Source organism: Bacillus sp. TE9106W (assembly GCF_054062215.1).
This window is the reverse complement of record NZ_JBSSFA010000002.1, coordinates 163,806-188,654: the sequence shown is the minus strand read 5'-3', so window position 1 is coordinate 188,654 and position 24,849 is coordinate 163,806. Positions and strand designations below refer to the sequence as shown.

General features: G+C 35.3%; 18 protein-coding genes and 2 pseudogenes. 2 read left to right on the top strand and 18 right to left on the bottom strand.

Annotated features, from left to right (window positions below):
- Positions 1–257 precede the first annotated feature (257 nt).
- Positions 258–1,550, bottom strand: a complete 1,293-nt coding sequence (gene dcm / locus ACVWY7_RS04440) for a DNA (cytosine-5-)-methyltransferase (protein WP_212114662.1) — start codon at positions 1,548–1,550, stop codon at positions 258–260.
- Between the two features lie 324 nt (positions 1,551–1,874).
- On the opposite strand from dcm, the gene ACVWY7_RS04435 reads away from it, so the two are divergent.
- Positions 1,875–3,260 (top strand): Sau3AI family type II restriction endonuclease, encoded by a 1,386-nt coding sequence (locus ACVWY7_RS04435; RefSeq protein ID WP_212114660.1) that lies wholly within the window; start codon positions 1,875–1,877, stop codon positions 3,258–3,260.
- Positions 3,261–3,374: 114 nt separating this feature from the next.
- Here ACVWY7_RS04435 and ACVWY7_RS04430 read toward each other — a convergent pair whose 3' ends face one another.
- The 17 genes and pseudogenes from ACVWY7_RS04430 to ACVWY7_RS04350 all read right to left on the bottom strand — a co-directional run bounded on the left by ACVWY7_RS04430 (position 3,375) and on the right by ACVWY7_RS04350 (position 24,023).
- A complete protein-coding gene (locus tag ACVWY7_RS04430) occupies positions 3,375–4,853 on the bottom strand; it encodes a Sau3AI family type II restriction endonuclease (RefSeq protein WP_212114658.1) in 1,479 nt (492 codons plus the stop codon).
- A 115-nt stretch (positions 4,854–4,968) separates the two neighbouring features.
- Positions 4,969–5,922: a helix-turn-helix transcriptional regulator gene (locus tag ACVWY7_RS04425; protein ID WP_212114656.1), complete on the bottom strand. Its 954-nt coding sequence runs from the start codon at positions 5,920–5,922 to the stop codon at positions 4,969–4,971.
- A gap of 91 nt (positions 5,923–6,013) precedes the next feature.
- Entirely contained in the window at positions 6,014–6,430 is a 417-nt protein-coding gene (locus ACVWY7_RS04420; protein ID WP_212114653.1) for a hypothetical protein, read from the bottom strand.
- 69 nt (positions 6,431–6,499) lie between these two features.
- Positions 6,500–8,344 (bottom strand): PDDEXK-like family protein, encoded by a 1,845-nt coding sequence (locus ACVWY7_RS04415; RefSeq protein WP_212114651.1) that lies wholly within the window; start codon positions 8,342–8,344, stop codon positions 6,500–6,502.
- 133 nt (positions 8,345–8,477) lie between these two features.
- Positions 8,478–9,068, bottom strand: a pseudogene (locus tag ACVWY7_RS04410) (hypothetical protein); the annotation flags it as partial.
- Between the two features lie 330 nt (positions 9,069–9,398).
- Entirely contained in the window at positions 9,399–9,710 is a 312-nt protein-coding gene (locus ACVWY7_RS04405) for a hypothetical protein (protein ID WP_000533099.1), read from the bottom strand.
- Entirely contained in the window at positions 9,703–10,215 is a 513-nt protein-coding gene (locus tag ACVWY7_RS04400; protein ID WP_073524802.1) for a hypothetical protein, read from the bottom strand. Before ACVWY7_RS04400 ends, ACVWY7_RS04405 begins: the two co-directional genes overlap by 8 nt.
- Positions 10,216–10,221: 6 nt before the next feature.
- Entirely contained in the window at positions 10,222–11,757 is a 1,536-nt protein-coding gene (locus tag ACVWY7_RS04395) for a GmrSD restriction endonuclease domain-containing protein (protein ID WP_073524800.1), read from the bottom strand.
- Positions 11,758–11,845: 88 nt separating this feature from the next.
- Positions 11,846–12,823, bottom strand: coding sequence for a helix-turn-helix transcriptional regulator (locus ACVWY7_RS04390; RefSeq protein WP_139242308.1), 978 nt, complete (start codon positions 12,821–12,823; stop codon positions 11,846–11,848).
- 314 nt (positions 12,824–13,137) lie between these two features.
- Positions 13,138–14,472, bottom strand: coding sequence for a hypothetical protein (locus ACVWY7_RS04385; protein WP_212114648.1), 1,335 nt, complete (start codon positions 14,470–14,472; stop codon positions 13,138–13,140).
- Positions 14,473–14,514: 42 nt separating this feature from the next.
- On the bottom strand, positions 14,515–15,219 hold the full coding sequence (locus ACVWY7_RS04380; protein ID WP_212114646.1) for a plasmid pRiA4b ORF-3 family protein: 705 nt from the start codon (positions 15,217–15,219) through the stop codon (positions 14,515–14,517).
- Between the two features lie 85 nt (positions 15,220–15,304).
- Positions 15,305–18,526 (bottom strand): AAA family ATPase, encoded by a 3,222-nt coding sequence (locus ACVWY7_RS04375; protein ID WP_212114644.1) that lies wholly within the window; start codon positions 18,524–18,526, stop codon positions 15,305–15,307.
- Positions 18,523–19,206, bottom strand: a complete 684-nt coding sequence (locus tag ACVWY7_RS04370; RefSeq protein ID WP_212114630.1) for a nuclear hormone receptor family protein — start codon at positions 19,204–19,206, stop codon at positions 18,523–18,525. The genes ACVWY7_RS04375 and ACVWY7_RS04370 overlap by 4 nt, the downstream gene beginning before the upstream one ends.
- Positions 19,166–20,560 (bottom strand): hypothetical protein, encoded by a 1,395-nt coding sequence (locus ACVWY7_RS04365; protein WP_212114628.1) that lies wholly within the window; start codon positions 20,558–20,560, stop codon positions 19,166–19,168. The genes ACVWY7_RS04370 and ACVWY7_RS04365 overlap by 41 nt, the downstream gene beginning before the upstream one ends.
- Positions 20,536–21,792, bottom strand: a complete 1,257-nt coding sequence (locus tag ACVWY7_RS04360; RefSeq protein WP_212114626.1) for a toprim domain-containing protein — start codon at positions 21,790–21,792, stop codon at positions 20,536–20,538. The genes ACVWY7_RS04365 and ACVWY7_RS04360 overlap by 25 nt, the downstream gene beginning before the upstream one ends.
- A gap of 238 nt (positions 21,793–22,030) precedes the next feature.
- Positions 22,031–23,008, bottom strand: a complete 978-nt coding sequence (locus ACVWY7_RS04355) for an ornithine cyclodeaminase family protein (protein WP_212114624.1) — start codon at positions 23,006–23,008, stop codon at positions 22,031–22,033.
- A 19-nt stretch (positions 23,009–23,027) separates the two neighbouring features.
- Positions 23,028–24,023 (bottom strand): proline racemase family protein, encoded by a 996-nt coding sequence (locus tag ACVWY7_RS04350; protein WP_307853464.1) that lies wholly within the window; start codon positions 24,021–24,023, stop codon positions 23,028–23,030.
- Positions 24,024–24,160: 137 nt separating this feature from the next.
- On the opposite strand from ACVWY7_RS04350, the pseudogene ACVWY7_RS04345 reads away from it, so the two are divergent.
- Positions 24,161–24,402 (top strand): annotated as a pseudogene (locus ACVWY7_RS04345) (YflJ family protein).
- Positions 24,403–24,849: the final 447 nt, after the last annotated feature.

Sequence of the window (24,849 nt, the reverse complement as noted above, 5' to 3'; positions counted from 1 at the left end):
ATAATATGAGTTTTATTGAGCACCTTAATTCCAAATAACCAAAAGAAGCCTAACTTTGTTTCCATTAGGCTTCTTTAAAACTTAAATACTAAATATTTTTTATATCTTCCGTATCATCAAATGTCACCAATTCTAAAGTATTTCCTTTTATAGCCTCTTCGATAATCCTTTGTCTCCCTTTCCAATAAATTTAAAGCAACCTACTTTCTATATATAGAAAGTAGGTTGCTTTAATATAAGTTATATTCTTTTATACATTATCCTTTGAGTCCCAAGCTCAGCTGTACAGAACTTTCCATCTCTTCTTCTTGTGTCATAATCTCCACAATTCTTTCACCCATTCGTTTCACTAAATCAACCACTAAAGCATTTCCCATACAAAAATACCTATTTCTTTGTGGCATCCCTGTATTTGTCCAGTTCATTGGAAAACCATTTAATAGTTCACATTCAACAGGTGTTAAATATCTTAACCTTTTTGTGTAAGGATCTTCAATTACATGAGAACTTCTATTACATGTTCCTTCACTAGTTAACATTGTACGTCCAGGCTTATCTAAATCATCCGGGAAAGCCATTCCTCCCTCAGAGTAGAAATATTTATGCCCTGTCGCCTTCGATACTCTTTCTTCTTTCTTAGGGCCTTTGAGGTACTTAAGTTCCTCGAATTCCGTTCTTCCCTTTTTATTAATTTTATCCATTTTCAAATAATAAGATTCATCCGCAGGTCCAAAGTTATCGTATACTTTCTTAACTATCTCACCTAACGTCTTGGGATTCTCAGTTACTGGCACTACTTCCTCAGTATATACTTGTCCTTTTATCATCACACCAGAATTATAATATTCTGCTTTAAATGTATCAGAAACCTCCACGATATCATTTGGCAACCTAAACTGACCTCTTTTTTTGTTTTCTTTAGGTGCCTCAAGCACTTTAAATACCGGGGCAAAAAACCCATTCTCACACAGCACCTCTAATGGCTCCACTTTACTTTGAATATTAGCAAAACCAGACTCATCTAGATATGCAAATATAAATACTCTCCGTCTTCTTTGTGAATATCCATAATCCGCAGCGTTAATAACTCTCCATTCCACTACATATCCTGCATCTCTAAAGCTCGCCAGCATAATAGAAAAGTCACGACCTCTTTGTTTTGCTGGTGACTTCAATAATCTATCTACATTCTCTAACAAAACAAATCTTGGCTTGCGAGAATTAACTATGTTCATTATCTCCCAAAAAAGAACACCTTTTTTCCCTTGTATTCCTTTTTCATTTGATAAAGTACGTGCTACAGAATAGTCTTGGCAAGGGAATCCACCTACTAATAAATCATGCTCAGGTATTTCCGACCAAGCTTCTGCTATATCTCTATTTACATGTATTCCTTTATTTTCAAAGCGAGTTGCATAACAATTAAATGCGTGTTGTGCTTTAGTTGAGGGCTCCCACTGGTTCCCCCAAAGAACTTCAAAGTTTTCGTTTGCTTCTAGTCCTAATCTAAAACCTCCTACTCCCGCGAAAAGTTCTACTACTTTCACCATAAATACACGAACATCCTTTCGGTATTTTATTTATCTATGCTTCATTATAATAAAAAGTAAGGAAAAGATCAACTATAACCTTTTAGGAATCATACTTTTTCACTTGCAATCGTAAAAAACAATTCATTACTATATCAATAGTATAAACGAAACAAACCGCCTTGAATAGATCCAATATAGCTGTTATTTAATAGAACAAACTGACTTTTCCTTCTTATAAATTTTACTTGTATAAAATCGAAACAGCTTTTTATTATAGCATAGATTTAATATGTATTGTTTAAAATCATACAACGCAGCACTGGATACAGAAAGGAGTTTATTATGGACTATACTACAATAGAAGAACTAATGAAAAAAGCACATGAAGCTGAGGGAAAAACATTTGGTGAAATTGATTCCACTAACCGACTTGCAAATGCTAAATCAAAAGGTGGACTAGGGCAAGTAATCGAGGAAAGCTTTTTTGGATATGAAGTCAATTCAAACGCAGAAGCTGACTTTAAACACCTTGGTATTGAACTTAAAGTAACTGCATTTAAACAAAATAAAAACGGTTCATTGTCAGCCAAAGAACGACTAGTCTTAAATATTATCAACTATATGGAAGAAGTTCATACACACTTTGAAACCTCAAGCTTTTGGAAGAAAAACGAAAAACTACTATTAATGTTCTATGAATGGGTACCTGGTGTAGACCGTAAAGATTTTCACATTACAAAAAGCCTTTTATTCACCTATCCCGAAGCTGATTTAGAAATAATTAGACAGGACTGGGAAACCATCGTAAATAAAATTCGTGCCGGCAAAGCACATGAATTATCTGAAGGTGATACAAACTATTTAGGAGCTTGCACTAAAGGTTCCAATAAAAATTCACTTCGCTCACAACCGTATTCTGAAATTCCAGCAATGCAAAGAGCTTTTTCGTTAAAGCCTTCTTATATGACAGCACTAGTTCGCAGGTATCACCTAAACGAAGAACTAGTAAGTTTTACAACAACAAATGAACTAAAAGGAAAATCTTTAGAAGAAATCCTTTATTCAAAATTTGAAAATTACATAGGCTTAACTGATCAAGAAATCGCTCAAAAATTATCTATTGATTACAAACCTACAACCAAAAGCTTTGTTCCACTATTAGTAAGCTCTTTACTTGGTATCAAAGGAACTCGACTCGATAAAATTGAAGAATTTGCGAAAGCTAATATAGAATTTAAAACAGTTCGTTTAGAGCCCAACGGTAAACCCGAACAAAGCATGTCATTTGAAACAATCGATTTTCATCAATGGACAAACGAATCATGGGAAGAAAGCGAAATTAGAGAACGCTTCTATCAAACCAAGTTTTTATTCGTAATTTTTGAATTTAACCAAACAAAAAAAGAAAATCCAAATCGTAAACTCTACTTTAAAGGTATTAAACTTTGGAATATGCCTGTCCCTACAATAGAAAAAGAAATACGTGAGCTATGGGAAGATGTTAATAAAGTTATAAATGAAGGTATTCAAATTGAATATAAAAAACGTGGCGATAAAGTCGTCGAAGCAAATAACCTACCAAAAATAAACTTCAACGGCGTCGCGCATATTAGACCAAAAGCTCGCAACGGTGCAGATAAAGTAACTTTACCCGATGGTCAACATATTACAAAGCAGTGTTATTGGTTGAATAATTCGTACATAGCTGATGTTATCAATTCGAAATAACCAATGAAAATTCGTTTATTTTCATTAGAAAAATAACAACGTGGCTGTAAAAAGCACCCACGTTGTTATTTTTTCAACAAAATTAATCTCACAGCTTATTTCCTTTATCCCTATCTATTTCAAATTCTCATTAAGTTGTTTTAAAATATAAGTATTATTAATCCAAAAGCTTTGTTTTACCATCCATCTACCATCAGGTAATTCCTCTGCATGAGAATAATTCCCTTTACCTACTTCTTCCCCATCTTCCAATACATAAAAAGATTGACCACAATGTGCTTTCATATGAATAATAGCGTTGTCCTTCTTACCAGGTAAATTATTCTCAATAACTATCCTACCATTTAACCGCTCCGTTTTAATCAATTTAACACCATTAGTAACAATAGATTTCACATTCTCCCATCCGGATTTTACAATGCACTCTAAATCTGTATAGGGCATATTCCACATTTGACACCCTCTTAACTCGTAAAATTGTCCATTTTTTTTAAAAACAACAAATAAAAACTTTGTTTCTTCAAAATAAGATCGTAGTTTCGACTCTTCCCATTCTTCATTAATAAATTCCTTTAATTTCATTTGTGGCAGAGAACTACTTTCTTTTATAGAACAATTCTCTTCTAACCTTATTGCTTTCACAACAATATTAGCCTTTAAAAATTCTGCTGCTCTATTAGATTTTATTCCTAGCATTCGGTATGCTAAGTCAATCCATTGAGATTTATTACCATTATATTCTCGACCAAATAAGTCACATAGCTCTTTATCCATGTATCCTACATAAGAATTAATCTTCGATATAACCAGTTTATCAAATGTAATATGCTGTAATTCTCCTGCATCCTGAACAATAGGTTCATAAGTATCTAAATTTTTCGCAATATACTTATTCAAAATATATGTCATATATGAATTTTTAAAACAAAAAGCCCTTTTGCGCGCAGGAATATTTTCCCCATAGTACTGTGAAACAGTACTTTTTTTAGCTGTAGCTCCCTTCGTACAGGCACCTAGGTACATTGTGTCCCCCTCAGAAAGTTCATGCGCTCTTCCATCTTGAATTTTACGAACTATCTTCTCGTAATCATCTTTAATTATTTTCATATCTTCTTCTGGTGGAGAAAATAATTTAATAAAATCGATTGGATATAAAAGTTTATTTTTAATGTCCTTATCACGCAAATAATATACTAACAAAAGTATTTTAATTTTCTCAAACACATGGGATGTCTCAAAATCCAGTTCAATTGGCTTATCATAACCTATCATTGTAATAACTAATCGTTCACCAGCGCTAAGCTTACCTCTTTTTAACTTTTGATATGGAGAAACCTTAAGCTCAACACCCGCTTCATAAAAATCAGCTTGTTGATTGCTATTAAGTTTATACCCAAAATAGTGCTCTTCAAGAAGTTGCCCCAAGCTGCCTTTATTTTTTGATTTACCATATTTATCAATAATATTAACTTTAATATCTTCATTTATCTCTGCTTCTTTTACAACATCTAAAAAGCTCTTTCCTATAAGCTGTTGAGCATATTTTTCAATACTCAATGGATTAGTTGCATCATATTTTATAGCTCTTTCCATACTATTCCCCACCTTGTTCATTTCTGAATTTTTTGGTAAAAACATTCTCTATGTATATCCAATACTCTAAATAACTGCTATCTATTTAAGTATCACTATCTAAACTTCTAATAGTTTACAAACCAACAAATCCATACATCTCCAACAACTTCCTACCCTCCTCAACAACCTCTTCCCTCAAGTCCTTAGGCTCCAACACCCTAACCGAAGCACCCATCCCCAAAATCCACTTCTTAATCGATTCTTTCCCGCTCATCGTCGCCCGGAAAAGAATGCTGCCATCATCATTATGTTCTATCTTTTGATTCTCTCCCCAAATGGATTCTGGTACGGATACGGCGAATGGTGGATAGATGAGTAACTCTACTTCTAATGATTCTTTCATAATGCCGAATTTCGGAAATTCTTCCCTAATATCGAAATTAGCAGGTATTTCATATATATCATACAAAGTTCTAATATCTTTTATTCGAGATAGTTTAAACATACGTTTTTCCTTTTTATCATTACATAGGGCTAGGCAATAAAAGAATTCATTGTAGTGTACAAATCCGTATGGATCAATAATTCGTTCTGATCTTTCACCAGATCGTTTCTCATACTGTATTTTCACCTTACTTCTTGTAAATAACGCTTCTTGTAGTTGTACATATTTTTGGTTTTCATTCGAAAACGCATAATTCGGCTTCGATCTTTGCACAAAATAAATATGACGGTCTTTATTCGTTTCCACTTTCTGAACAGCATTCAATTTATCTAATGCTACTTGTGCGTCCCGTGAATAAATGTCATTACCTTTTGAAACTAGTTTTTGAATAGAGAATGTTAACGCATCTAGCTCTTGTTGAGACATATTTTTAATAGGAAATAACGATGTATTTGAAAGGGAGTAGCCACCGTATCTGCCTTTCGTTGTTTCAATTTTAATACCAGCCATTTCAATATCATCACGATAAATGCGGACCATCCGCTCTTTTACTTCTAATATCTCTGCCAATTCACTAATTCTCATTTTCCCTCTCGCATGTAAAAGCTCAATCATATATAGACAATTACTTAATTTACTCATATAAATTCCTCGTTTCTATTCATCCATCCTCATTCAAGTATAAAAGAATAGAAGCATATTTTACATTCTTTCTATATATTCCCTTATAATATTAATACACCACCCCAAAATGCACACTAGCACACCTCTGACATAAATCATCTTCAAAAAGATATTCCGGTAAAATCTTTTCACCACAAAACTTACACTGCTGATACTGCCTCTTTCTAAAATCAGTAACCATAATAATACTCTCTTTAATTTCCACCGATTTCTCACTGTTACTTAGCTCATCTAGGTGTTCCCATAATAATATGTGATGCGGAACCCCTATCATATCTGGCATGACAGGACTATTCCATTCCAATCTATAAAATCCTATTTCTAATCCCATCTCTCCCGCACGGATAAACATGTTCGGATCAAAATCCAGCCCTCGAACTGCGAACTCGACATCTAATTCTTTCAACTCAAAAAGCTCAAATTGTTTTGATATAAATTGTTGCAACTGTGTTTTTGCTAATTTCATTAGTGAATACTCTCCTTTATTACATGAAAACAAATGCCAAGTACATCCCTCTGCACTTGGCAATCCTTTTTAAATATGAACGCCCTCTTCAGCGATTTCCGTTAACATTTGAATCACATTTTGACATTTCTTATCATTGAATAACTCATTCATAGCATGTATCACTATGTCTTCATCTGACCAATTGCTAATATTATATGTATTTGTATAAATTTTTGAATATAATGTTCCGGGTTTCTTCGCTGCTGCGCTTATTTTTTTGCCTTTACTTTCAAGTGTTGTTAATAGCGAAACTCTCTTTTGTGACTCGAGTGGACCAATTTCTAGGGTCAGTTTCAATCTATTGCCTGTCAAACGTTCAAACCACATAATCGCACAGTTGTTTAACCACCACTTCCGTTTCGGTATGCCAAATTGTTCTTCCAGTAAGCGGAACTCTGGCATAATAAATGACGGTTTTTTACTACTCATTTTATAGAGACCTTCTTGAAGCTGATGTTGTTTAGTAAATACTTGGAATGCATTAGATAAAACATTTTCTTCTGTTTGATTACGTTCTTCAGCCGTATCATCATCTTCTTCTCCATTTATAAAGCTAGCTATCGTATCATCTATTGCGGAAACGACTTGATTAAAATCTGCATTGTTATAAATGTTATTCATCACTTGAAGAATCTCATCTTGATCCGCCCAATCTTTAACATCCATATATATTGTGTAAATTCTCGTAAACTTTGCTCCATTTTCTTTCGCTTTCTCTTTAATCATTACACCATTCTCTTCTAACTTACATAATAACTTTAATCGGTTCTCATATTGTTCTAACGGACCTACTTCAATCGTAAGCTTCATACGGCCATTTGGTTCTCGTTCAAACCAAGTAATAAGAGCATTACGTAACCACCATTCACCTTTTGGAACGCCAACAATCTCATCAAGTTGTCTCCACTCTTCAAAAATGAATGATGGAATACGAATATGTTCCTTATAACAACCAGGTGGGATTTGATTTTGTTCTACAAACTGTAAGAACGCCTCTCTCATTACACTATTACCAGCTTTATGTATAAAACAAAGTGTTTCGGAATACTTCTTATAAATTTTGCGAAGATCCTCTTTCACTTCATCATCCAATTTCTTCACAGCTCTTTGCAACTCTTTACTAACAAACTTTCCAACCACTTTTCCGTTACCATTTAAACATAGAAAATCAACAGCAGATTTATGGTTTTTATACACTGTTAACGCTAGTTCAATGTCTTCCTCATCACGAACTAGTTCTCCCTCTAATATATCAATATAGTAGGAAATGAAATCTTTAATCGTATTAGACGTGTACTCACTATAAATCTCCAATTGTGCTTTCAAGATATTTAAAATATCCCCATAATCTAACGTAAGATACGACGTATGGCTTGGCGCACTACCATCTAAACTTAAAAAGATTGGAATGATCGTATACCCTTCATATTTCTCACTAACAAAATTGATATAATTTTGTAATTGTCCATCTGATTCAGATGACTTATATTTATTTTCAATCAAAATAGCAACCTTTTGCGACTCTGATATCGCCAAAATATCAATTCTTTTATTATTTTCCGTCTGTACTTCACGGAAAACCTCCAAATCTTGAAGAGACTGCTTATGTAATTTAATAAAGTTATATTGACCAATTAACTCCTCATTCTCCGCTTTTACAAACGTTTTAGAAAGCAACTTATTGACAAACATAGAACTTAAATGATGATTCTCCGTAGGATCAAGTAACCAAGCAATCATATTAGAATGCCTAATCTCAAACTTATCTACCTTCAATATTTTAAAAGGATTAAAACGATTAAACTTACTATGTAACTTCTCAAACTCCATTGAATTATCTAAAAGTGATAAAATCTCAAAGTTATAATCCATTCCCTACACCACCGTTTATAAATTTGTGAACACTTCTCTTTAATAATCATTTTAATGTATTGTTATAAATAAATTATAACTTGTAATATGGTAGTATGTGTGTCATATTAACAAATTCTTTACACTCTCACTATTCTTCAAAGTAAGAATCTGCCTTTACCGATCCTTCTGGTTTTTCTTCTACATTTTTATCTTCTTCAAAGTACGAATCCGCCTTTACCGATCCTTCTGGTTTTTCTTCTTTTACCTCATTTTTATCATTTTGATTTTCCTCTTCTTGATTATCTCCATCATAAATAGACTGCAACATAGCGGCTGTTGTAAGCTCGTTTTACGCTATATCATTTAAAGCCATTGCCTTTAATTTAAATGTTTGATCCTCTTTATTTAAAACAAATTGAATTTTAGCTTTTACTTCTTGTTCTTGATATACACAATTCCCTGTAAACTCGACGATTTCTTCATGATCTTCCGAAACAAAGTATTTCCATTTCGGATTCTTGAAAAATTTATGAAAAGCTTCTTCTATCGGCATCTTTTCATAACCTGGTAATTTAGCGGTTTTTATTTGCTGTACATGTTCATGATCTTTTGTAGTAGCTACTGCAACTTCTTCTTTTACTTTTTCATCTGCTTTATTTACAGCTTCGTCCACATCATCTTTACTACAACCTGCTGCTAGTAAAATAACACTTAGTAATATACTTCCCATAATTTTTTTCATTTTATTTCCTCCATAACTATTGAATTTGAATTACCCAATCAACCTAAAATCAGCTTATAATCCTCAAAATGTTATATATAAAATTATAGCGAACCCGTATGGACAGATTTTGTCCTTTCTCATAATAAAAGAAAACTATACTCCGCTTTTTCATCCACGACTCTTTCCCATCGTTAGCCCTAACTAATTACATATCCAAATAAAAAAGGATTATCCCCCAAATACGACCTTGGGATAATCCTTTAAATAACTAATATCGAAGACTGACTTACCGAAGAAAATATATTACACATGCGATATTCTTATATTTTCTCGTATTATGTACATTTTTTAATTTCTAGACATTTGTTTCCATGCTTTGTCAAACTCATACAATTCATCTTCTTTAAATGCTCTTTGTAATTGTCTCATATGTTTTTGAACATCTTGTCCTTGCTGTTTGTCATCAAACTGATAACCTTTAGCTCGCTCGACTCCCTCTTTAAAAGACTCTACAACAATTGCAATGGCCGAAAGTGGAACGAGTACATATAAAGCCGGCATGAAAAAGAAACCTACAATTACACAAAGTAGTATTGAACCAAAAAGTAGTTTAAAGAAAGAAAGAATAAATCCCCATAGAAAACCTAATAATCTACCCAATTTTCTTCCCCTCCAATGCACTGTTAAGTTCCTTTTCTTCAAGCTCAATTAAATTTTTAATCTCATATGGGTATTTCCCCTCAATATACAACTTTATTAACCCTTTCTCCTCTAACTTAACTTCTTTTCCATAAAACATTCGGTCCAATATACCATAAATTACCAATACCTGTTTATCTCCACTCAATTCTCCTTCAACTTCCAACCTAACAAATTGCAAATATTCTCGAAGAGCATATTGAAAAATAATCATCCCCTTTGTCCTACCAAATAATTTTCTCTTCTCCATAAAATGTAATGCATTTAAACTTTTATTTTCTGCCTTTAAATTACTAATAGTTTTATTTTGATTGGATACTAATTTTTCTAATTGTTCAATTTTACTTTGTAAGTGGGCTATATGTTGCTTTAACTCATTAATCTCACCTTGTCTCGAATATCTACCAGCACCAAAAGCAGCACCAGCTACTGCAGCAATACCCCAAGCTAATAAAGGAATTGGCATATAAAATCACTCCTCAAAAAAGTCTACTAAATCGTTTATATTTTTTTCCGTTTTTCTTATTCTAGATAAAAAATCATCTTCCACACCATATTGAATATTAGCAGTAACCATTTCATAACTAGCCTCTAAAACTATTTGATTTTGAATAAGTTCATTTGATTTTTCTATCAGTTCTTTAGTAGAAGGTAAATTAGAAATCAACTTATCAATCATATAAACAACAGTTACAATACCAATACCTGTTATGATTCCTGTTACTGTCGACGAAATAGCATTAGCAATACTTTCTGGGATACCTAATGCCATTAACTTTTTTTCTAATACTTCTTCAATTACTATTCCCCCTGCCACAAACAGGCCGCTAACTAGCAATTTTATTGCTTCTCGGCACGCTTCCTGTTTTGTAAGCTCTTTAGGTGTAAAAACAAGTAATTTTATAGCTCTAAAAATCGATAAAAAACCTTCACGAATAATTTTAACTAAACGCTTAGATGTCGTTTTAAAGCAGTTCATAATAGTCGTCATAATATTACTAAGAAAACCACTAACAGCTCCATCTTTAAATGCCGTCACAATACCCTTTAATTGCGAAGAGACTTTCTTTGTCACTCTTACTAAAAGTTCCTTGAATTCCGAAATCAAACGCCCTTCCTTGGCATATTGTTTAAATTGTTTCCCATGAATTTTTAATTCTGCAAACATCTCTTTTGAAAATACGTACATAATCATTCCCCATGCCTGACGTACGCCCACTCGAAAAGCTTCTTTGGAAGCTGCAACCGTACCATTTTTCACATAGTATTGGGCTCTTTCCAGGTTTGACGGCAAATGATCATCATAAGCACGATTTGCTTTATTTGCAGCTGCATTTGTACGACGTTTGTCCATTTCAAAACGACTATGATTATTTTCCTCTTGTCCCTTAACAGTCTTATTCATGAATTCGCCCAATTCTTGGTCACTTTTAGACTTATTTAAGGATCCATCTGTAACAATTAAATTTCGTTGATCGCTAGAAAGCTTTTTTTTCGCCTCCTGAGTCAACATAAAAGCACCTTTCTTATGAAAAACATTCAGTGGGATAATGTGATCAACATTAGGATCCTTCGTTCTTTTACCTGTATATCCATCTTTATAATAACCATTCTCTTGCAAATTTTGTTTCTGCACGAACTCACGGGCCTTAGAATAATCATAATCTGAACGATTATATTTATCCTTCTCACGACTGTATATTCCTTGGCTCGCATTATGAATTGTTGAAACATCCCCGCCTATTTGATCGCCATTATGAAAAAACTTTCCTAATTGAAAACTTGTTATAACAGTGGTTGTAATAACTTCACCGTACTCTTCAACAAGTACATCAAACATTTTTGGTCCTTCGGAATTCATACGTTTTTCCATTTCTTGCACTGTTTTCTCATACTCATTGACATCTATTTCATGTTGTTCATAATGTGTATCAAATCGCTCTTGGAAAAATGCGAACAAATCATTTTCTCTTGCTTGTTCCAGCGGAAAACCAACAACATTTGACATCTAAATCGCCTCCTACTGTACTATATAAATCTATCATTTGATTATATTTATACAGTAATTCAAATTATAAAATGTAAAATCTAATGGACTAATTTTGCTCATACTTCCCCAGCATCTCCCCCAAACTCTCCCTCATCTCATCCCGAAATTCTGCTGGCTTCAACACCTCAACAAAAGATCCTTGGCTGAGTAACCACATTTTTATTCCCTTACCAAATACTTTTGCTTCAATGATGGCACCGTCTTCATCTTGGGATACGACGCGTGCAGTTGGAAGACGATCTAATACTGCTTGTAGTGATGAACCTGAAAAACGAAATGTAATATCCATCAGTGGCCCCGATTGCATAAATTGAATTTTCTTTCGGAATTCACCTTCTTCAAAGCGCTCTGTATAGTTAACTTTGAAACGTTCTTCTTGCATTTCATAGTTTGTAATTCGGTCCATTCGATAAATCGTTGGAAACTCAAAATCATATTCTACAGGGAAAGCAGCTAAGTAAAAATAATACTCTGAAAATAGGATACCTACTGGTTTTACTTGTCTTTTCGTTCCTTCTGCTGCTGTTTCTTTTTTATACTCAATTTCCAGTACCTTCTTCGTTCTAACAGCTTCACTAATATCCCATATCATTTGTTGTAAAGAACGCTGATGTTGCAAAGGTTCATAATGATAGCGCTCATTCCTCATAACGTCTTTAATAAAATCGCGATCTTTCGGCGCCGACTGATTCATAATTTTATCAAGTAACGTATTCATTTCATCCTTTGAAAAAGCCCTTGTTTCTAGTAAAACTTTTCCTAACGATAGGATTTCTTCTTTGCTAAGCCATAAATCACTACTTCGCGACAAATGAACTTGTTGCTTTTTAACGTCCTGTTCCAATTGCAATGAATTACCCGAATTCATTTCTAAATACAACTCTATTTCTTCTAAATCTCTTTTAATTGTTTTTGGATGAACTCCAAAATTGTCTATCTCTTCTTTCTTTAGTAACACGTTTCCCTTACATAGACGATCATATAAAGATAAAAGCCTTATTGTTTTTTTCTCACGTTCATTCAAATCCCACACCAACCTTTATAAATAACATAATATATCGCTTTTTAGAACTAAATATCTTAACTATAGTATTTATCCTTATTCTTCCACTTAGTTACACGATTACTATACCATAAGAGAGTGGACAGCTTTTGTCCGTTTCTACTATTTTTTTGGATAATCCATGACAAAATTTGTATAATCATTCCAACAATATGATTATACTATCTTTCTCAATAAAACAATATAGTCAATCCTAAATATTCTTATAATACTAAACAGCAATACGCCCCTCTACAAAGAAAAAGCACCAGGTCCCCCCAGTGCTTCCCTTTTCCTCACCCAAAAACTCTCATCTCATCTAAAAATGCCTTTTTCTTTTTATGTTGCAGTCTCAATGTCGTTAAATTATATTGCCATGACCCTTCATCATCTAATTTATTTTTAAGAATATCTCTTACTTTTACAAAGTATTTTACAGCTTCTTTATAACGCTTACGATTTCCTTCTGGTACAAGAATACAGCCTTTATTCCAATAGTATTCAACAATTTCTTGCGGATATTCATCTATAAGTTGATCAGCAAAATGATCTAGTTGGTCATACATATTATATGGATTCATCACCCCTTGAGCCTTCTGAAGAATCTCTAACATTTCACTATATCTTTCATTTTCATAACAAATTTTCAAGTAATCCACGATACTTTTTCTTTTTACAATTCCTATCATTTCTTCTTGTAGTTCTTCCCAATCTTTAGCTGTTAATTGCTCTTTCAGGAAATTAAAATCCTCGTAATACTGCTTACGATAGGAGCTTGTTCGAAACGTTCTTACTAAAATATTTTTGACTTCTTCATAATCATTATTCATTTTAAAATATAGAAAAGCCCGTTCACTTATTAAATCGATGTCTGACTCTGTAGAAAAAGCTTTATCTATTAAACCGTGTATTTTATTCGTATCTTCTCGTGACACATAATAATCAAATAAAAACGCAAATAGTTCTGTTTGTCGCCCTTTTCCATTCTCTAAACCACTTTCAGCAATTTCAGCCGCCTTATCCACTTGATCGATCGAAATGTAATATTCCGCCAAGTCCCAATAATCCATTCCATATTCCATAATTTTCAACCGAAACTGCAAGTATGCTTCACCATCTTGCAATTTCTCTTTATAAATTTGCATAATCAATTTCTGATCATACTCATTAGGAGATTTTTCAAGCAATGTAATGACATATTTCCAATCAGAATCCGATTTACATATTTCATAAATTGTATCCATTATGATATCGTTTAGTCCGGAGTTCCCAATTTCATATTGCACATATAGCTTCTTGATTAATAATCGTCTTTCTTTAGATGAAATAGGGTATTCAGATAATATATCTATAATGTGCCTTACATACTCATATACGTCATACGTAAGGTGTTCCGGACCACCCCCATACTCATTAAATCTCTGGATTATTGCCTTAGCTTTTTCCCAATATTCCCAAAGTAAATGATTACTTACAGCCTCTTTCATCTCCACTCTTTTTTGCGATGTATACCATTCCATCACAGTTATATCTACACCCTTGTACTGATTCGACAGATGCATCACTAAGTCCAGCAATTGTTCTTTCTTCAATTCCGCACATAACTCTTGTAACGACAAACTCTTCCCCATCATATCCTCTCTCCTTTATAGTTTCATAAAAATGAAATGCTCCTACTCCTCCAACATCTCATTCACTTCATCCACATCAAATTCCTCAGAATCAAACTCCCCAAGCCATTCTCGCAAACCTTCGTCTATTTCGCCTTCTCCGCGCAATGCCTTTTGAATTTCGTTGTACATGTAAGGGCCGCCGCAGTCTTCTGGTGGGCAGGCGCGTTTTCCTTTTTTGCATCTCGGGACTATTGTATTTTCATCTGGTGGTAATATTTTTTCTAATACGATTTCATGTTCCCAGCCGTCACCGAAGTCGTATGTGTATAAACATTTTTGTTTTTCTTCTGTTATGAATTCACCAATTTGTATGTCCGCTGCATCATATTTTGCACGGGATGATGCGAACATGTTTATAGCATCACCTTGTTCTTCTATATAGGAATCATTCGCATAGAAGTTATATAAGTGACAATTTTCCCAGCCCATTACAACTTGAATAATGTTATGAAATTCTTTGAAGGTTACTTCGCTATGAATAAGGAATCTTCTCCAAATTGGTGGGCGTATTCCTTTTAGTGTAATTTTGAATTGATAGATTGCAGGTTCTACAATGTTTCGTTCTCTTACTTCTTTATCATTACTTCCACCAAGAAACTCAATTATTTCTGCTAAGCGTTCTTTTTCTGCAGGTGGCATCTCTTTCCAAAAAGAATTTCTTTGAAACTCTTTAATACAATCTAATATAAATTTATCAATCATCATTTACAATCACATCCTTATTTTCTTTATCTCCATATTAACCAGTAATAAAACTCCCATGTCAAAATTTGATATGGGAGTTTTATCATTAGTTATCCTTGATTACGGTTTCAGTTTCTTCTATCGCCCTCTTAATCTGCAAAATCCGACTAACCGGCACACTAGCATCATGCATTACTGTAAGTGCTTGCGAGAAGTGTTGTAAGTAGTTTGGATCGTGACTTTTTGGTGAGACGATGATCATTTTTCGGTTTAGTTCTTCTTCGAATAAGGTGAAGACTTTTTCTTTTCGGCTGTCGTCTAGGGCGCTATCGTATTCGTCTAGGATGATGTAGCCTGGGGATGCTTCGATTGTTTGTAGTAAGGCTAGTGCGAATAGTAGAGATGAAAGGGATTCTTCTCCTCCTGATACGCCGCTTCCTACTTTTCCTCCGCGTCCTTTGGCGCTAATGTCTTCCATTTTGCCGCGGTGACCTTTTTTACGCGCTTTTATGTATAAATAGTAGCGCATGTCGCCGTGTTTATTTGTATCCATATTCCATTCTACTTTCCCTTCGAAGTGGAATTGTTCCATGTACTGTTCAAATTTCTTATGGATTTTGTGAGCGTTCATTTGAATTGTTGTTTCTAGGCGTTCTTTCATAAGTGCTATATTTTCACGAAGTTCGTTCAATATTTGTTCTGCGTTATGCAGTTCGGCATTACTTTTTTCGTTTTCTTCTTTCATCTTCGCGTAATTTTCCGGTGCGAGTGGATCCACCGTTTCACCGAGTGCTCCTTTTAACATAACTTCTGCTGTTTGTTTTTGATCCATCGCTTTTACTTCAGACCACTCTTCTATTTGTTTTTCCCAACCTAGTTGCTCTAACAATTTTCCGTACGTGTCATTCGCATCCTGATTTTCTCTTTGTATGCTAATTAATTTTTCTTCTGTCGTTATGAAATGCTCTTGGATATCTTGTTTTTTCTTTTCTAAACGCTGAATATACGCGCGTAATTCTTCTACTTCTTGTTTTTGTTGTTTCGTTTTTTGACTCGCTTTATTACATTCAATTTCTAATCTATTACAAGTCTCATCCAGTATATCTCTTTGCTCTATTACTCTCTTGAGCTCATCCAATAACTCTCTATGCATTTGTTCCAGCTTTTGCATATACGCGATTTTTTCTTTTTCCTTATGCAGTTCATCATATATCATTTCGTACTGTTCTAACATTTCGAGACGTTCTCTTAAGCGAGATATACGCGTATGCAATTCTTGGTTAATTGCATATAGTCTTTGTATTTCTTGTTCTAATCTTTGTTTCTCTTCTGTTTTTCGTCCTAACTGTTCGATTCTAAATGTACGTTCGGCTGCTTTTTGTAAAACTGCCTCTGCATCTCGTACTTTGTATACAATATCGTGAAGTTTTCTTTCCTGTTCTTTTAGCGTATGAATATCGCGTTCATATTGGATGAGCTGCTTTTCGTTTTCTTCAATCCATTTTCCTGCCTCTTCTAGACGTTGCATAATTGCTTTTTCACTTAAAATGTATTCTGGTTTCTCTTGTTCACCACGTAATCCTCTTATATCCATTAGACTACCTTTTTGAATACACGGCTGTTCACCTGTGAAAAATTGTTTTACCCACCATAAAGCTTTCATCGCTACAGAAACAAGTTTTTCATTGTCCCCTTCTTTAATTCTTAACTGGTACTGCGGTAATGAAATGACACTTTCAGTTGGAACAATGAGTGGCAACGGTACGTAATACAAATCATTCGGTGGTGTGAATTCTTTTGATTCTACGAAAATCGCATATTTAATTGTATTTAAAATATCTTCATGACGAAATTCTGCGTCGCCTTCTAATTCTATTAAGTCTCGAAGCGGATACGCTTGTAACCCTTGTCTTCTAAAATATCGTAGTCCTTCTTCTTGTCTCGGACTGACGTAACGATTTAGCTCTAGCTGCTTTTTCTCTTCGTATTTTTGCTGAAGATCTTTCTTCACCGTTTCAACAAGATCTTTCGTCTGTCTCATCATACTTTCTACTTTTGTATGCTTTTCTTCCATATAGAAACTAGACTTATATTGCTCAATGTAGTTCTTCGCAGAAATGACCGCCGCTTCATCGTTATCTACTTGTACTTCTAGCTTCGCAACTTCTGACCTTAATTCATTTACATTATGACTTGTCTCATTAATAAGCTGTTCTGTGTATACTTTTTCCTTTTCAGCTTCTTGCAATTGCTGCTCTTTACTACTCTTTTCGGCTCTAACAACTTCTTCGCTAATCCCTATATTTTTCACGCGATCTGTTACATCTTTTATCTCTTCTTTAACCGCATTCCATTCTCGCTCTTTATCTTTACTTTCTTTTTTACATTGTAATTGTCGTTCCTCGGCAATTGCACGCTCTTTTTCTACACTTTGAAACTCAACTTGTTTCGCTAATAGCTCCGTTTCCAATTGCGTAAAATGTTTTTCTCCTTGCTGAGCTTCTTCATACTTCTCATCAAGATTCTCTTTCACATCTTCTAGCTCATCCTTATACTTCATACGCTCTGTATAATAATGATCTTCTAGCGTACATAACGCTGTTTTATATTGCAGAATCCCTTTTTTTATACGATTTTGTTGATCTTCATAACGATTTTTCTCTTTCTCCCAGCGCTCAAGCTCGAACTTATATTGAATTTGATTATTACGAGCCGTTTGCAAAATCGCTTCCTTATCACGTTCTTGTTCTTTGAAAGACTCCCAAGACTTTTGAATACTTTCGATTCCTGTCATTTCGCTAAAAATACGGAAGCGTTCTTCTGGTTTCATAACAGCAAATTGATTTACATCTTGCTGATACCAAATTAAATAGAATGCATCTGGATCAATTTTATATTTTTGAAGAAGCATTCTTTTATACTCTCTAAAGTTAAAATGCTTATCTGAAGATGAGAATCGCGTTTCTTGCTCCCACTCATCTACTTGATCACCTTCTGCAATATAATATTCTTTCTTTAATGGATGACCTGGCTCTTGCTCAAGCACAAGCGTAAATCTTACATATTTTGCCGCATCTACGAATCCGTCATTCTCATATACGAGCTCAATTTTTGCTCGCCATACTCTATTGTCCGGAAGGTTTTTTGAGCGCAGTCCTTCCACATTTACTTTCGTAGATGCCATAACAGCGCCCCAGCAAAACGTTAGCGTTGATTTCCCGGCACCATTTGCACCTGAGATTAAAATGTGGTCACGTTTTCCCATTAAAGAAATCGTTCTCGGCTTATAATCACGTATACCAGAAAAAGAAATACGGTATGGAATCATATCGTTTCTCCACCTCCTACGTTATAACGTTTAAAGAATTTCAAAACATCATCCATATGAAGTTGTTGTGACTGACTGAATTCCGCCGCTCTATGCAAGAACGAGTCCGAGAACATTCTACTTCCAATTGCCGTTAACGCATATGCCTCTTCTTGAGACGGGGAATCATATTTCGTAATCGCCCCAATTTTTAAAAGTGGATCTAAATTCGTTTGTACTTTTCTACGCGCTTGCAACGTCTCGTGTCCAAGCGCACTCAGTAATTGGTTAAATAGCGTAAATTCATTTTGCAACACTTCTTGATGATAAAAAATAAACATAAGCAAACCTAAACTTTCCGAAGATAATACTTCTCTCGCTTGTTTTGCTGGCACTCGCATCAGCACAATAACTTGATCACGTCGTTCATCATATACACACTGAAAATAGCCACTTAGCGCACCATTTATGCGCTTTACAAATGACTCAAAGCCTTCTATATCTTCACTATGTAACCCAAGCATTTTCATTACTTCTTTACGACGCAATCCAAAATTTGTCGCTCTCATACGCGCTGAAGATGAAAATAAAAGTTGCATAAACGTATGCTCTTCATCACGAGACAATATGTACCGAAGCTCTCCTAATTTTGCGAGCGGATTAATTCCTTTCTCGGCTTCGAACTCGTTTTCGTTTATCATCGTCACTGCCCCATTCCCATTCTTTTTCTATATTTCTTTCTTTTACATTTTGATCATCCATAATATCCGCCTTATTATTAGCGGTTAAAGCTGACAGTGCGATTAATGCATTTACCGCATCTCCCCACGTATTAGAACCGGCTTCCAGCACTAGTTCTTCCATATCAACTTCTTCTTGTTCCAGAAGAAACTCTTCTAATCGTTCCGTTTGAATTTGCTCTTTCGTCATACTCCACTGCTGATCTGCCATTAGCTTCTTCACTTCTGCTTCTGACATTTCTTCTATATCTTCATATTCTTCCTGAACAACTTCTTCTATATGATCCGTATATGGCTCGTACTCTTCCAAAAACTGAATGCCACTAGAAATCGCAGCACTTGATAGCGGCGCCGCAAACTGTACTGGCATCCATAATCCATCTTGTCTCTCGCCTTCTCTACGGTCTTGTTCCATAAAACTTAAAATTTCATGCGCATCTGGCAATTCCATATTTTGCTTCGTAAAACAATTTTCAATAAAACGACGCAGCGCATCATGACGAATATTCGCTCCAACTGTAGACTGCTGAATATGTGTAAAATGTAAAATCTTCTTAATCGTTCCAAGACTCACTTGTGACCCTTCAAACATAACGCTCGTTCCTCTTTTTACAAGAGGTTCTAACACAAGACTTTCTTCAAACGTTTGAAACTTTTGGAACCTTTCTTCAAAACGAACATTTAGCTCGTTCATTAAACGATGAATAATTTGTACTTGCGGCAACGCATAGCGGTCCGCTAAATATTCCAGTTCTCTCTCTTTCAGTCTTTCAACCGCTTCTTCTACATTTTTAATCATACTCGCTAACTTATTTCCACCCGATACACCTTTATCATCATACGCTTCACTTAAATCCGCATCGCGATTTGCTTGATATAAAGATCTCGTTATTTCATCTTGCATGTAATACGCTAACGAATCGTTTGCTAGGCGAATTAACACATCAATCATTCGCTTCCCAACGTCCATCATCGTAATCTTGCTCTTCCCTTTCGCAATCCATCCATATTTATCTAAAATATTAATGAAGTGCTCTAAGCGAATTGACTGATCTCCACCGTACATATTCCGGTAACGAAATTTCAACGTACGCACATCTTCAATAGAAGACGTCAATCCAAGCGCTTCTTCGTTTAAAATGTTTAATAATAGTAGAAACTCGTACGTTTTCAATGGATCATTAAAATATTCACTCTGCCCAAGCTCTGAAATAACACCTGATAACTTATTTAAATCCTTCATCGCATTTCGTACTGACACATGCGACGGATCTGTTTGTAAAATCGAAATTACTGACTGATCCATTTCTTCCAATTATCCACGCCTCCTAAACTCTCTTCTTGTTCACTTTCGCGTAAACGAACAGATTGCTCAAATTCTTCCTTATTTAATACCTTTCCTTCTGAAGAAATCCATCTCGTATACTGTTCATACGGAGAAACTAGTTCGAATAGCTTACCACTAATAATTTCCCCCGCACCGTCATAATCCGTCCAAATTATAATTTTCGTAATTGATTTTGATCGATCCAATACGCTTTGAATCAACTTTTTATGCCCACTACGTAATTGCCCATCCACTCCGATAACGAGACTACCTGTACTTGCAATAAAGTCATCCTCTGCGGCCATCCTCGTTAATACCGCCCTATTTTCAACGAGCCATAACACCTTCGCATCCGTTTTATACGCATGACGAAATACAACCAAATCCGTTAAGGAGCGCACTGTGTCACACTCATAACGCGTATTACCTTCATATAAATTCCCACAAAAAAAGATAGGCGTCACTGTCCCTAAGCTCACTAAACCTAAACAATGCGGCGGAGCATCTAACAGATCTTCCAGCTTATTAAGAAACTCTTTTTTATGTTGATCAAACTTTTTAGAACCACCAATCACTTCATAATACGCCGCGCCAATCTCTTTCCAGTCAAATGTACGTTTCTCACAACTCATTTTATATGTAGCAAGTAGAAACTCTAAAAATAGAAATGTCTTCTGAAACGACCAACGTTTTTCATCTATAAAAGAGAAATCACTTTCAATATTGCACAAAACATGCCACAATCTTTCCGTATACTCATTTATGTACTTCGGCATAGACTGCTTGCGCTTCATCCATTGCTGTAAAACCTCTTCCTCTCTTGCCTTTTCTAGCTGCTGTTTCTTTTCCATATATGTAAACAAACCGTACCCCATTCGATAAAAAATGGAATGAACCGTTTTCCCATCTTTCTCAAAACGCACTTCCTTAATTAAAATCCCTCGTTCTATACAATCGATCATTTCATGCATTGTTAACCACTTTAAAACATCACTTTCTCTTTTCCTTACATTAGGTGAATAAAAGTTTTTTATAATAGTAGTAGAAACATCTGAAACTTCTTCTTCACTAAAAAGAAGTTCTGCTGTTTTTATAATCTTACGCGGGGTTTGCTTTATAATGGGGAGAGTTGTGATACCTTGTTCTTCACGTATATATAATTCATCAATCTTTTCAGCACTTTTCATTACATACAATTGAACAAATTGTATACCATTCATACTTTCACGTCCTTACTTACGAGCTACTTCCATTGTATCATACGCTCGGACGGTTCTTTCTACCAATGAATGCCACAGACACCCAAAATATATCAGCGATTATCCAATTATATCGACCGCAACTCCGAATATATCGACTTACCGACAAATTTCGCAAAAACCAGCGCAAAAACCAACAACCAATCCCACAACCGCACTAACCACACCAAACAAAAAAGACCACCAAAAGGCAGCCCCCTCAAAACTCAATCTTATTCCCTATCCCATGCTCCACCGCTTTCTCATACAAATACTTCGCAACGATAATATCCACTACCGCCAAACCAACCGATTTGAAAATAGTAATCTCCTCATCGTTCTCCCTACCAGCCCTTTCCCCGCTTATGATTTGACCAAGTTCGGCATGGATGTCGCTAGCTTTGAATAAACCTTCCTGTATCGGAACTTGAAGGTCCCCTGTCTCTTCTAATGATGCTTCTTTTGATTCAACTACTACTTTGTTTGCATTAGCGATGGCGTGAGATGGTAGTTCTTGCATGTTCGGCCTAAATGAGCCGACGGCGTTTACGTGGACGCCTTTTTGCAAGATTTCTGAGAAGACTGGTGTGGATGCGTTCGTAGTTGCGACGATGATGTCTGCTTCGCTTATTGCTTCATTTGCATTTGTGTGAACATAAGCAGGTTTACCAAATTTCTTTTGTATATATTGCGCAAATGCATACGCTTTTTCTTCTGTTCGATTGTATAACATAACTTTTTCGATATCTCTAACCGCAAATATAGCTTCGGCAATTCCCCTCGCTTGTTCGCCTGTCCCGATAATACATAAAGTTTTTGCATTATGACGAGCTAAATGTTTTGTCGCTACTCCCGATAAGGCGCCTGTTCGAATCATCGTTAAGTACGATCCTTCTAAAAGCGCGAGCGGTTCTCCCGTTTGAAAGTCTGATAGCATTACAATCCCATTTATCGTTTTCTTTCCTATCTTTTTGTTCTGCGGGACTACTGTTACTACCTTTAAACCAAGTGCTTCAAGTCCTTCCGCTACGGAAGGCATAATTAATGCCGTATTTTTCTCATTCGCAAATGGTAATGAAGTACGTATTGGTGTGATCGTTCTTTCTGCGGAAAACTCTTGTAAAGCAAGCGCCGCGTATGCAATGACTTCGTTCATATTTACTAATTTTCGTTGTTCGTTCGCGCTTATGACTAGCATATCTTTCCACCTCCTCCTTCTATCCTAACAAAAATCCCCGATTCAAATCATCTCTCGGGTCTACAACGAACTGATGAAATCCTGTAATAAATGCATTCCCTGTTACTTTCGGAACGACAGCTTCATATGTATGTACCGCTGTTACCGACAATACTTCCCCCTCAAATTTCCCGTCAGTAATGCATTCGTGGATGAATATTTCTCCCTTTTGTAAAATACCTTTTTCAAAAATGGTTGCGATTCTCGCGGAAGTTCCTGTGCCGCAAGGAGAACGATCTACTTGCCCGTCAGCGAAGATCGTTACATTTCGTAAAGTTGCGTTTGTCTCTTTCGGCTCATCTGAAAAAATAACGCCGTATATTCCTTTTAAACCTTCTTCAAGCGGGTGCTTTACTTCCATTTTGCTCTCGATATAATGTTTAATTTTACCGCCCCACTGTTGAATAGCAGATAAGTCTTTGAAATCAACTTTCAAGCCAAATTCTTTACTATCTACTACCGCATAAAATGCTCCACCAAACGCGATATCTACTTGAAATTCATAGTTATCTATTTTAATAGGAACGTCTTTTTTGTATACAAATGAAGGAATATTTTCAAATGATACAGACTCTACTTCGCTCCCGTTATATTTTGCGTACGCAATGACTTCCCCAGCAGGGCTATCAATAATAAACTTTTGTTTTGTTTCAAACATACCAGTTTCAATTCCGACTGTAATAACAGCGATAATGCCGTGACCACACATCGTACTCCAGCCTTCGTTGTGCATAAATAATACACCAAAATCAGCGTGAGTACTTGCAGGCGGTGTAATGATACAACCGTACATGCCGTGATGTCCTCTCGGTTCATACATAAGAACTTCGCGAAGATAATCCAAATTTCCCATACAGTACGCGCGTCTTTCTAGCTGCGTATCTCCTTTTATTTCCGGCACGCCTCCTGTAATAATTCGAAGCGGCTCTCCAGCTACGTGGGCATCAATTGTCGTATACACTTTACTAACCTTCATTTCTATCTCTCCCCTATATGTTGATACTCTTTTTATTGCAAATATCATGCCAACGCATAAGGTATAAATTTGTATACATTGTGTAAAAAAGCATACACTGTTGTCTATTTTTTTATACACTGTCCGGAGGCTATGGTATGGAGCCCCTTGATACAGCCAGGCTTATTATTTTCAATGGAAAGTTAATTCACCCCGCCACATATACTGTTCAAAAGCAAAAGGAAGTGATCCCATGTATTACGGAACAAAAGGCTGGTACGTAGCTGAATTAAAAAAATTAGGTGTGCGTTATCATGAAGGACGAAAGCTAGAAAGCTACCGCGGGCACGTCTTACGCAATTTATTACTTGCACAACAAGAGAAGTTACACGAAAAATAATCTACTAACTAAACGATATAGATTTATCGACAAACCTCCTCCATTCTACCAATCAATCCCACATCATACTACAACACAAAAAAGCACCCAAACGGGCATAGCCATCAACTTAAGGAAATGAATAAAATAATAAAATTAGGCCCCACTTTCATGCAGTACTGCATGAAAGTGGGGCCTAATTTATATCTACAAACGATAACATATTAGTTGCAGAATTTCGCCTACCGGATGAAAAATCCCGAAAAATTTTCTATTCCTCCTTTACAAGAACTTGCTTATCAAATACGAAGACTTTTGTGGGAGAAATATAAAAAAGAAATGAGTGAGCTAAAATGCGCTTATATGGTACAAATCTAACTAAAAAAATACACACCACACTTTTTTTGTACTTTCCAACATCTGGTTCAGTGCTTAGTAGCCTCTTTCAAGATATTGAAAAGAATAGAA